The following is an 11,463-nucleotide window of genomic DNA, read 5'->3' on the forward strand; positions in this document are numbered from 1 at the left end:
GGGTTTTTCAAGAAACTCCGCGAAAAACCCGACACTTCTCGCAATTCCCGACACTTCTCGCCCCGGCATGACCTGCGCGCGGGGACTGCGCTTTCCTTTGCCTGTGGCTTGGGGCTTCCCCTGGCATACCTTGCGCTCAAGAACTGTTCACCGGCACGGAAGACTCTGGCGCCCTGCGGATGGCTATTGCACCTCAAAAAACGGCGTGCCCGCCTCAACGCGTCCCTCAGCCAGGAGGCGCAGGTCACCCTGCTGCGCCCCGACCACTACAACGGGCGTACAGAGCGAATATCCCGCCCGCTGCGCGACCGAGGTGTTCCATAGCACAAGTGGCTGGCCCGCCGAGACGCAGTCGCCCGGGGAAACAAGAACGGTGAATCCCTCTCCAGCCAGGTGCACGGTGTCAAGGCCGAGGTGCACGATCACGTTGAGCGTCCCGACGCCCGCACCGTGCGTTTCCGTGCCCGCAACATCCGTCCCCGGGCCCGCAGCGTCAGCCACCAGCGCCGCCGTCTCGCCTCCCGGCTCGCCGACGTCGTTTCCCAACTGCTTCAACCTTGTGCCCGGCCGGGCGGCATCCGTCTCTTGAATCGCGGCAGGTGCCTGACGCCCGGATTCGCTTCCTGCGCTGCCGACGGCTCCGTTCACACCACGTTCACTGCCCTCGGCACCGCGCACACCACGCCCGCCGTCGTCGGACTCGGAAACTTCGCCGTCGTCACCCAACACCTCAATGACGATCCCATGCGGTTTGGCCTGGCGAACAACGCCACGACACGGTGAGACAACCGTCAACCCACCAGCAAAGGGGTCAATGGCGAATCCGGGCCCCACCATGGAAGCGGCAAACACCGGATCCGGCACATCCTCCATGGCGCGAATATCGCCCGACAACGGCGCAAGAAGATGTAGACGCATTGTTTCCTTCAAAGTCCGAATTGATGGCGGAGATCGTCGCCCGGTGACATCGCGATACCACGGGGCGGCAATGCCGCCAAGGCGAAAACGGCGGGTGCCTGATGCCCACCCGAGTACCGAGGGCAGCCAACGCACTCCAGGCGCTGCGCCGCAGCGGCTCAGCCCACCGTGCCGGAAGATGTGCCGCGCGCTGTTACGCCCTACGCCGGGCGCGGCAGTGACTCGCCGGCAGGCCTGTCACTGGCAGGGCTCGTGGTCTGGTTAGTCGTCCAACAGCGAGGTCATCGACTCGCCAAGGTTGTCGGCCACCGGGCCGACCACCACCTGCACGACGGAGTCTTGCAGAACCACCCCGAAAGCGCCCGCGTTGCGCAGCGCGTCCTCATTGACCTTCTCCGGATCCTTAACCTCAAGGCGCAGTCGAGTAATGCAGGCTTCTACGTTGTTCACATTGTCTTTGCCGCCAACAGCGTCAAGCAGCTCTTCCGACCTGATATCCATGTCCGCTCCACTCTCCGCCAGCCAGGGCGGGTCGATGCTGTTCAGTTTCAAGGATAGCCGCCCGAGGGCGACACGTCCCGCAAGCTGGTGAAACACCGGCCAGCGCGTTGACATAACGGGCCAGCCCCAACTGCATCGACTGCCCGCCACCCGTCCCGGCCGCCGCCACGCGGGCGTGCAAGCAAACACCCGGGCCTACAACAATCCGAGGCCGGTCCAACTGTACCAACGCGCCTGCGCCGGCCTAACCGCGTCTCGGCCACGCCAACGCACCTCAGCCGGTCTAAACGCGCCGCAGCGGTTCCATCCGCACCCGGCTGCGGCCGCACACACTGCTATTGCCGCGCGGCCCGCAACTCGGCCGTGAACGCTGCCAACAGTGACTGCAACCGTGCGTTATTGGGCAGGTCCTCTACCAGCACCACCTGCTCGCTGCCATCGGCCAGCGGAATTCGCCAATTGGGATACTCCTGATCAGTGCCCGGTTGATTCTGCGCACGCCGTTCGCCCACCGCGTCCACAAGCGCCACGCCGAGCATTTCGGCGGGTGCGCGCGCTATAAAGCGGTACAGCGCCTCGACCACCTCGCGCTCCGTCGGGTCCTCCCCAACCAACTCCTGCTGGCGCAGCCGCTCCAACAATCGCTGCCGTTCCGCAGCGGCATCATTGCGGACCTTCTCTGCTGGTTCCGTCAGAAGCCCCAGGCTCTCTCGCAAATCGACATGCTCACCCGCCAGATACCCAGCGGCCGGCGGAAGGTCGTGCGTGTCCACGGTTACCAGAGCCTCGCGGCGGTATGCACCGGGTTCCTTGAAGTAGCCGTTCTCCTGCTCGAAAAGCATCACCGAGGTACCAAGAATGCCCCGCTCACGCAAGTAGTCACGTACCCACGGTTCCACGTTTCCAAGATCTTCTCCCACGACGACGGCGCCCGCCCGGCGGGCCTCCAGCATTAAGACGCCAACCATAGCCTCGTGATCGAAACGCACATACGTCCCTTCAGATGGGCAATGCCCATCGGGAATCCACCACAGGCGGAAGAGCCCCATGACGTGGTCAACCCGCAGCGCGCCGGCATGCCGCAGTACGGTCCGTGCCATGTCACGCAAGGGCGCGTAGGCCATCCGGCGCAGCGAGTCCGGGCGCCACGGCGGCTGAGACCAGTTTTGGCCCTGCTGGTTGTACATATCCGGCGGGGCACCCACGCCCACGCCCTCCGCGAAAGCCTCCGGAATCGACCAGACATCCGAGCCATGCGGATGAACGCCGACGGCGAGGTCGTGGAAAATCCCCAACGCCATGCCGGCAGAGCACGCACTGCGTTGCGCGTCTTCAAGCTGTGCGTCAATAATCCACTGCAGCCAGGCATAGAAGTCGATGCGTCCAGCCAATTCGCGGCGCTCATTCGCCGCATAGGCGGAATCGGGCCGCGCCAGATTCTCCGGGAATTCCTCGCCATACTTCTCACGCAGCGCGCACCAGAAGGCAAAGTCCTCCAGCCCCTGGCCCTCCTCGGCACGGAATCGCTCGAATGCGCGTTGTCTGGCGTCCGAACGCCCGAAGTTGAAAATCACCTCAAGGGCACGCCGCTTGGATTCCCACACGCTATCGCGGTCGATGTTCTCGTTACGCAGCGACGCAGCCTTCGGTTTCTCCGCCGCCCAGTGCACCAATGCCCGTTGAGCGGCCGGCATATAGGCGACCTCGCGGATATCTTCCGGGCGAATGTAAATCGGGTTGAAGAAGCGCCGGGTGACGGGTAGATAGGGCGACGGTGACATATGCCCAACCGGTTCCGCTGCGTGCAACGGATTAATGAGGATGAAATCGCCCCCGCTCGCACCGAAGAAGGAACACATCTCCTTCAGGTCAGCTGTGTCTCCAACACCCCACGAGTCACGCGAACGCGTGGAATAGAGCTGCGCCATGATGCCCCAACCCGAGGCTCCACGCTCGGACGGCAGTCGGAGACGCTGCGGCACAACGATAAGCGGCGCGTCGTATTCGACTGACTCCACCGCGGCGGAGGTGATGACGCTGGCGCGCAGCGTGTGGTAACCCAACGGAAGGTTTGCAGGCAGGGTGAAACTCGCCCGGCCAATCAGTGTGCCATCGACATACCGCGGGGGAACGTAGTCATCCCGCTGGGTCAGGGCACGTTGACCGCCGTCTTCCAGCACCGCCGTCAAGGTTACGGATGCCCCATCGGGCACATGGGCAGCAACAGTGCCTTCGGTGTCACGGCGAATCACCGTACACTCGGGAAGAACATTGTGCCATGGCTGCATATCGACGTCGGCCAGAGATGCGCGAGCGCTCTCTTCTGTGGTCGCGTCAATTCCCATGGCGGCTAATACGGCTACGAGTGTATGGTCGGCCACCGATGTTAAGTTGCCGTCATAGGACCAATACTCTGTCTCCACGCCGCAAGCGTGTGCCAGCTGAGATAACAGTTCCCGATCCGGGACGTTTTCCCTCATGACGCTCCCTCTGTGTCATAGCACGGACGTCTTCGATCACGTTCAGAAATATCTTGCCAGATTCCGCAAGCTTTTTCATAAGGTCTGCGGCAAGTCGCGTTGCAATCTGAGCGGTTCACGCAACGGCCGGTAACTTTCTTACATCCCGAGGTAGTCTGTGGCAGCCCCAGAGCCGAGGAAACACCGGCCTTCACACGGTCATCCTGAACCATTTGTCCTTCTGCCATGCAAGAAACGCTCCTTGACACCATCGGGAACTTCTTCGGCCCGCTGAGCATCCAATGGGCCGGAGCGGCCCGGACATCACACGGACCGCTTGCATGTGCGAGGCGCCAGACAACATCTGGATCGCGCTTTCCGCCACAGATTTTGCACAGATGTGCGCAATTCCGTGTCAGAAGGGCCGTTCGGCCACACCCTCTAGCCGCTCCTTTAGGTAACATGATGGCGTTATTAGCCAACCGTGAAGGACTCGTTCCATGTCGTCCACTACCGTCGAGCTACCGTCGGTCGATACCGAACCACTGGCCTCGGTGCTCAATACACTGCGCCTGGAGCGCCTTGGAAATAACCGTTATCGCGGCAACAACATGCCACAACTCAGCGGCCGCGTCTACGGCGGGCAAGTTCTTGCCCAGGCAACCGTCGCAGCTTCAGACACCTTGGGGGTAGCCCCGGAAATCCGACTCGCGCATTCAATCACCGCGGCCTTCCTGCGCCCCGGCAGGGTCGAAGTACCCACCGAGTTCATGGTTGAAGAACTTAATGACGGACGTTCCTTCTCAACTCGAAACGTCTCCGCCTTGCAAAACGGTCACATCATTTTCACGGCACGCGTTTCCTTCCAACTGCACCAGCCCGGTCCATCTTTCCGCACTCCAATGCCGGATGCTCCCGCACCCGAATATCTGCCATCCTCGGTTGATTTTTTTGCAGGGTTGGATTCGCATTGGGGGCATGTCATGTCAACCACGAACGCCGTCGACCTCCGCCATGTTGATGGCGATATCTATATTCGCCCCGCCGAAGACCACAGCACACATCAACAGATCTGGTTACGCACACGTTCCCCGATGCCAGAAGGCTCGTCAAAACTTCTGCAGCGGGCCATGTTGGGGTATTCCGCCGACCAATTCATGCTGGAGCCGGTTATGCGGGCAACCGGTCTCCACTGGGCGAATACGGACGCCTCGCTGGCAACCCTGGATCATTCCATCTGGTGGCATCGCAACTTCGATATGTCGGATTGGATCCTGGCCGATCTGGAGAGCCCGTCCGCGCAGAATGGCCGCGGACTTGTTATCGCCAAATTCTTCCAAAATGGCCGCCACATCGCCACCATGTCGCAAGAAGGAATGGTACGGGTCCGCACCGTGACGCACCGGGAGGACTGATCAAGGGCATGCGACCGGATGAGAGCCACTGCCCTACCGGCGAACTCAAGCGCTTCCGAGCGTTCGGATACGTTCGAGCATCCAAATAAGGCACGATTAGCGCCTCTCAAAACACCTTGAAGCCAGCCCGGCGGAATATATCACGTGCCTCTTCCGTCTGCTGGGCGCTGGGAGGCTTGATGCCTTCGAGCTTGTACTCAAGTCCGAGGTTATGCCACTTGTCGCGGCCCATCTGGTGGAAGGGCAATACCTCCACTCGGCTGACTGATGGCCACCGACCAGCGATCTGCGCAACCTTGCGGATATTGTCTGGATCGTCGGTCAGCCCGGGGACCAAGACGAACCGGACCCAGATTTCGATGTCACGCTCGGCCAGGCGGTCCCCGAAGGCAATCGTGGGTTGCAGCATGCGCCCAGTGACCTTCTTGTAGGTCTCCTCGTCGCCAGACTTCACGTCGAGCAGCACAAGATCGACGTCGTTAAGCATCGCATCGCTGGCGTTCGCCCCCAAAAAACCGGAAGTATCAAGAGCGGTGTGGATGTCCATGGCCTTGGCGCCGCGTAGCAACTTGCCGACAAAAGCCGACTGCATAAGCACCTCACCACCGGAGAGAGTGATCCCTCCCCCGGTTGTAGCGAACACCCGCCGGTAGCGCTTCATCCGCCGCAGCAGTTCATCGGCCTCCACCGGATGCCCGTCGCGCATCAGGAAGGTGTCCGGGTTGTGGCAATACAGGCATCGTAACGGGCACCCGTTGAGGAAGATCGTCAAACGAGTACCCGGGCCGTCTACCGCAGTAACGAGCTCCCACGAATGAATCGAGCCCAGCGTGCCCGCGCGCATACGCGCCAACCGATCCGCGCGTTCCAGATCGGTGAGTTCGACGAGGCCATCCGCCCCCGCTCCCTGCAGACGGGCCGCCGGGGCCAGGAAGTCCTGGTCGCCGGCGGCCGCCATTACCGCATTGGGCATTGAAAACCTCAGGCGGACTGATGGAAGGTACGGGAGAGCACGTCCAGCTGCTGCTCGCGTGTGAGCTTAACAAAGTTCACCGCGTAACCGGACACGCGAACCGTCAGGTTCGGATACTTCTCCGGGTGCTCGATTGCGTCCTCGAGGGTGGAACGATCAAGAACGTTAATGTTGGCGTGGTACAGGCCCTGCACGCCACCCTCGTTCTCGCGCGCCGCCTTCATTGAGGCCAGACGCTCCTCGTATGTTTTGGTTGCCATGTTCCGGCTCCTTTTCTTTAACTGTTGGTTAGTGTCTTGTAAACGAAACTCAGTCGCCCTTGGTTGCATCGACGGCGCAGGACTCATCCGGGACGAATCCGGCATCAAGGATACCGACCAGGTTGGTGACCTGCTCTTCCTTGTTGCGGCCCAGACCGGACGGGGTGATCGTATTGGTCAGCGAGATGCCGTCCAACGCGTCGTTATAGTCCAGTTTGCCAACGGAGAGCATGGAGGCGACCATGCCATGCGTATCCATGCCATTCTCCGGGTTCGCACCCGGTGAGAACGGTGTTCCCTTGACATGCCCCGAGGGGAACGAGCCGGTGTTGCGGCCATAGACCACATTAGAGGTAATGGTCAGAACCGACTGGGTCGGAATGGCATCCCGATACATCGGGATCTCACGGATCTTACTCATAATCGTGTGCACGATCGTGGCAGCTATGTCATCGGCGCGGTCGTCGTCATTACCGTACTTCGGGAAGTCGCCTTCCGTTACATAGTCGACGACGAGCCCGGTCTCGTCACGCACCGGGGTCACCTTCGCGTACTTAATGGCGGACAGCGAGTCGGCAACAATCGACAGGCCGGCAATGCCACAACCCATGGTGCGGGTGATCTCGGAATCGTGCAGTGCCATCTCGATCGACTCGTAGGCGTAACGATCATGGCAGTAGTGAATGATGTTGAGAGCCTCGACGTACGTGCCGACCACCCAGTCGAGCATTTCCTCATACTTCTGCCACACATCGTCGAAGTCAAGCGGGCCGTCGCCCACAACGCCTTCGTGGTCGGGAACGACCAGCTTGCCGGTCATCTCATCGCGGCCGCCGTTAATGGCGTACAGCAGCGACTTGGCGGCGTTGACACGCGCGCCGAAGAACTGCATCTGCTTGCCCACACGCATCGGCGAAACACAGCACGCGATCGCGGCGTCGTCGCCCCAGTGCTCGCGGATCTGACCGTCAGACTCGTACTGAATAGCCGAGGTCTCAATCGAAATCGAGGCGCAGAACTTCTTGTAACCCTCCGGAAGATTCTCATCCCAGAAAATCGTGATATTCGGCTCCGGCGCGGGACCGAGATTGCGCAGGGTCTGCAGCAGCCGGAAAGACGTCTTGGTGACCAGCGGCCGACCGTCATCGCCGAATCCCGCATCCGACCATGTGGCCCAGTACGGGTCACCGGAGAAAATCTGGTCGTAAGCGATCGTGCGCAGGAAGCGGACAATACGCAGCTTCATGACGATGTTGTCAATAAGTTCCTGTGCCTCCGCCTCGGTCAGTGTGCCCGCCTTGAGGTCGCGCTCGAAGTAGATGTCGAAGAAGGCGGAAAGCCGTCCGATCGACATGGCAGCGCCGTCCTGGCTCTTCACGGAGGCGAGGTAGGCAAAGTAAGTCCACTGCACAGCCTCACGGGCATTCTTTGCCGGGCCAGAGATGTCAAACCCGTATGAAGCCGCCATATTCTTCAGCTTCTTGAGTGCCTTGATCTGCTCGGAGTGTTCTTCGCGGTAGCGTGCCCAATGCTCGGAGAAAGGCTGGTCAACCACCGCGTCGCGCATCGTTTCCTTATCCGCGATGAGGCGGTCCACGCCGTAAAGCGCAACACGGCGATAGTCACCGATAATACGGCCACGCCCGTACGCATCGGGCAGGCCGGTGATGATATGCGAAGAACGCGCGGCGCGAATGCGCGGTGTGTAGATATCGAAGACCGCGTCATTGTGTGTCTTGCGGTACTTGGTGAAGATCTTCTTGATCTCGGGATCTTCTTCCTTCCCGGCTTCACGGATCGCCGTCTCAACCATTCGCCAGCCGCCGTTCGGCATCATGGCCCGCTTCAGCGGGGAATCGGTCTGCAGGCCAACGACGACGTCGTCGTCATCGCTGATGTAGCCGGCCGGGAAAGCATCGATATCGGCAGGAGTGTGGGTATCGACATCGAGAATGCGAACCTTCCGCTCCTCCGACAGGTAGTCCTTCTCAAGGGTGTCCCAGAGGCGGAGCGTCTTCGCCGTCGCTCCTTCTAGGAAGGACGCATCGCCTTCGTAGGGACTGTAGTTCTTCTGGATGAAATCGCGGACGTCGATGTTCTCCGTCCAGTTACCTGTAGTAAAGCCAGCCCATGCCTGTTCGACAGAGGACTCAACGGCTTCCTCGGTACGCTCCATTGCTTCACCTCTCATGAAGGGTTTCTCTTGTCTTGATCAAAATGACCATGTACGCCGACCACATGACCATATACGACCGAAGCGGCCGACTAGGACTATTGTCCACCATTACGCCGAAAAATGCTGTGACACTGCTCGCTTTGATCCCCTTTTCAGGCTGATCGCGGTTAGGCCATACACACTCCTTTGCTGTATCCACGCCATTTATCATCCCTGCGACACAGCTTATGTGAGATTGCTCCACCTCAGAGGTCTGCGCGTCGCGGTCCATCGAGACGCAGATGTACGGGGCGCGGGAGCGGTGCCGAGGCGGTACGGCGGCACGCCTGCCTGGCCGAGGCCGCGGCACCCACCGTCAAAGCGTTAATCGACGGGTAGGTGCCGCGCGTGCCTGGCCGAGGCCGCGGCACCCACCGTCAAAGCGTTAATCGACGGGTAGGTGCCGCGCGTGCCTGGCCGAAACGTGGCAGGTGCTTGACCGAGTCGTGTGGTGCGTGCCTGGCCGCTGGATCGGCTCAGATAGCGGTGTACCCTCCGTCCACTGGAACCGGCACACCGGTGACATAGCTGGAAGCAGGAGAGGCCAGGAACAGCACTGCCGTATCCAACTCCCCTTCGTTGCCGTAGCGTTGCTCGGGAATGCTCGCCTTCGCGTGCTGCTGGAAGAAGTCTGAGTCGAGGGTCTCCGTGGTCAAGTCGGTATAGAAGTAACCCGGGCAAATCGAGTTGACCGTAATGCCGTGCTTGCCCCACTCCGCAGCGAGTGCACGCGTTAAATTGACCACACCGCCCTTTGCCGCATGGTATGGCGCGGAACCGGCAACCATATTGCCGACAAGACCATACATGGAGGCGATATTGATGATCCGACCGTAACCGGCGGGGATCATGGCCTTCTTCGCCACGGCGCGGGCCACACGGAAGGTGCCGAAGAGATCGATTTGCATCTCGTTCTCGAACTGCTCGTCAGTAATGTCCTCAGCGTTGTCTACTGCTCCGGTACCCGCATTGTTCACCAAAATATCCACACGCCCGTACTCGCTAAGGACTGTATCAACCATGGCATCGACGCCGACCGTATCGGTGATATCGCAGCGCACTGCGAGAGTCGGCACGCCGAACTCGTCGGCGATCTCCTTGGCGACGGCGTCGATACGCTCTTTGCGGCGTGCCACCGCCACGATGGTGGCACCCGCACTGGCCAGGGCCTTGGCCATCTGCACGCCGAGGCCGGCTGAGCATCCGGTAACGATGGCGACACGGCCGGCAAGATCGAAGTAGTTGCGGTTCACGTGAATTCCCTCCGTTGGGATCGGCAATGTTGTGGTCGGTTCTTCGGTGTGCCGAAACGGCTAGCAAAGGGCAGTCATTTCGATCACTGTTCCGAGTATTCGCCACATCGGTGGCGCCGACCCTCTATGTGGGCCCACTTATGCCGAGCAGACGAATCCGACACCGGTAGTTGTAAGGGTTCTCTTCTCTAGGTTGCTAGCACTTGCGGAAACATGCCGCCACACGGTGTCGGCCATTAGTCCCTCGCTGTCCGGCAGCGCACAGCGCGCACACGGCAGAGAGGAGGCTGGCATGGAGCCGCGCGACGGGCGCCGCACGTAGAGGCGTGATGATCGGTCTCTCCTTGGGCTCGATGCGCGAGGTTCGGGCCACCCGCAGGTGAAGGAGCGATGGGTGGACCGCGTCATTACCGCGCCCCACGAACAACTCGCCGCCTGCTACCGCTCCTGTCTGCCCCTCACGCTGGATCACGAGCTCGGCTCGATCATGTTCAGCTGCATCTCAACCGGTGAATTCCACTTCCCCACCAAGAGGCGGCGCAAATGGCCGTCGAAACGGTCCGCAATGTTCTGTGCCGTGCCACGCACCTACTTATGACAATGAGGAAATTGTGCGCCACATGGTTGCCGAACAGAGCGACCTGCGGGTGCCCAGCCGACTGCTTGCCCTCTGCCCACGCTGCGGCGAGTTGATGACGACGAATCTGCGTGCCGATGACACCTTCGTGGAAGACGACGGCTGGCACGATGCGGCAGCTCGCTACCGCGACTTCTTGCAACGCCACGCCGAGGGGCGGGTGATGTACTTAGAACTCAGTGTCGGTGGTAATACACCAGGTATTATCAAGTACGCCTTCTGGCGATCAACCGCCGCAAATCCGCATGCCACCTATGTGTGCAAACCTTGGTCAGGCCTTCACCCCGCAGGTGATCGTCGACCGCGCGCTGCTGTTGACCACCGACTTGGCGGAACTGCTGAGCAACCTTCGTGGAACCGCCGAATAGGCGGGGTCCCACCGCCATCCGCGTCGTCGACCGTTGTCCGCATCGGCGTGTGCCGGACGGGCCACGCAATCACGTTGCCCGTCAATCCACCAGAGCCGTTGAAGGCGCTGCACGAGTACCGACCGATAGCGGGTGCTGACCGCGAGTCACGGGGTTCGCCGTGACTCGTGGTCGCCCTGCGCACTGGGAGCAGTTGGCGCAGCTAGGAACGCCGACTCAGAGCTCTCCTTATCGCTGGGATAAACCGGCGGCTCCGCGGAGTTCGCTTCCGGTGTGTTCCGGTTCCGGATGAGGTGGACAACGCAGACAATCACGATGGCGGTGATCGCGATACCTGCGATCCAGAAGTCGAACCTGAGGATGTTGTACATCAGGCCTTCACCTGCGGACGGCACATCTTCTTCCCCGCGTGTGGCGGCCGCCGTCAATACCTGCATTGCCATGAGCATCCGCATTGGCCTGTC

At 60.9% G+C, this 11,463-nt stretch carries 11 protein-coding genes; 3 read left to right on the forward strand and 8 right to left on the reverse strand.

Annotated elements, in window-relative coordinates; all coding sequences use genetic code 11:
- Nucleotides 1-183: 183 nt before the first annotated feature.
- The 3 genes from DDD63_RS08385 to malQ all read right to left on the reverse strand — a co-directional run bounded on the left by DDD63_RS08385 (nt 184) and on the right by malQ (nt 3,899).
- Nucleotides 184-918 carry a PTS glucose transporter subunit IIA gene (locus DDD63_RS08385; RefSeq protein WP_108715987.1) on the reverse strand — a complete coding sequence of 245 codons (735 nt, stop codon included), beginning with the start codon at nt 916-918 and terminating at the stop codon, nt 184-186.
- Between the two features lie 261 nt (nt 919-1,179).
- Complete coding sequence (locus DDD63_RS08390; protein WP_108716708.1) at nt 1,180-1,419, reverse strand: PTS transporter subunit EIIB; 240 nt, start codon at nt 1,417-1,419, stop codon at nt 1,180-1,182.
- 335 nt (nt 1,420-1,754) lie between these two features.
- Nucleotides 1,755-3,899 (reverse strand): 4-alpha-glucanotransferase, encoded by a 2,145-nt coding sequence (gene malQ, locus DDD63_RS08395; protein ID WP_108715988.1) that lies wholly within the window; start codon nt 3,897-3,899, stop codon nt 1,755-1,757.
- A 479-nt stretch (nt 3,900-4,378) separates the two neighbouring features.
- Here malQ and DDD63_RS08400 point away from each other — a divergent pair, with 479 nt between their 5' ends.
- A complete protein-coding gene (locus tag DDD63_RS08400) occupies nt 4,379-5,293 on the forward strand; it encodes an acyl-CoA thioesterase domain-containing protein (RefSeq protein WP_108715989.1) in 915 nt (304 codons plus the stop codon).
- A gap of 106 nt (nt 5,294-5,399) precedes the next feature.
- On the opposite strand, the gene pflA is transcribed toward DDD63_RS08400, so the two are convergent.
- The 4 genes from pflA to DDD63_RS08425 all read right to left on the reverse strand — a co-directional run bounded on the left by pflA (nt 5,400) and on the right by DDD63_RS08425 (nt 9,994).
- Nucleotides 5,400-6,266: a pyruvate formate-lyase-activating protein gene (gene pflA, locus DDD63_RS08405; protein WP_108715990.1), complete on the reverse strand. Its 867-nt coding sequence runs from the start codon at nt 6,264-6,266 to the stop codon at nt 5,400-5,402.
- Nucleotides 6,267-6,274: 8 nt separating this feature from the next.
- A complete protein-coding gene (grcA2, locus tag DDD63_RS08410; protein ID WP_108715991.1) occupies nt 6,275-6,526 on the reverse strand; it encodes an autonomous glycyl radical cofactor GrcA2 in 252 nt (83 codons plus the stop codon).
- 49 nt (nt 6,527-6,575) lie between these two features.
- Nucleotides 6,576-8,717 (reverse strand): formate C-acetyltransferase, encoded by a 2,142-nt coding sequence (pflB, locus tag DDD63_RS08415; protein ID WP_240611231.1) that lies wholly within the window; start codon nt 8,715-8,717, stop codon nt 6,576-6,578.
- A gap of 500 nt (nt 8,718-9,217) precedes the next feature.
- Nucleotides 9,218-9,994 (reverse strand): SDR family oxidoreductase, encoded by a 777-nt coding sequence (locus DDD63_RS08425; protein ID WP_108715994.1) that lies wholly within the window; start codon nt 9,992-9,994, stop codon nt 9,218-9,220.
- A gap of 394 nt (nt 9,995-10,388) precedes the next feature.
- On the opposite strand from DDD63_RS08425, the gene DDD63_RS12500 reads away from it, so the two are divergent.
- Nucleotides 10,389-10,592, forward strand: coding sequence for a macro domain-containing protein (locus DDD63_RS12500; RefSeq protein ID WP_205647216.1), 204 nt, complete (start codon nt 10,389-10,391; stop codon nt 10,590-10,592).
- 22 nt (nt 10,593-10,614) lie between these two features.
- Nucleotides 10,615-11,163, forward strand: coding sequence for a hypothetical protein (locus tag DDD63_RS08435; RefSeq protein ID WP_164505374.1), 549 nt, complete (start codon nt 10,615-10,617; stop codon nt 11,161-11,163).
- On the opposite strand, the gene DDD63_RS08440 is transcribed toward DDD63_RS08435, so the two are convergent.
- A complete protein-coding gene (locus tag DDD63_RS08440; protein WP_108715996.1) occupies nt 11,146-11,454 on the reverse strand; it encodes a hypothetical protein in 309 nt (102 codons plus the stop codon). The two genes, DDD63_RS08435 and DDD63_RS08440, sit on opposite strands and share 18 nt — an antisense overlap.
- Nucleotides 11,455-11,463 lie beyond the last annotated feature (9 nt).

The organism is Actinobaculum sp. 313, assembly GCF_003073475.1.
Taxonomy (GTDB): Bacteria; Actinomycetota; Actinomycetes; order Actinomycetales; family Actinomycetaceae; genus Asp313.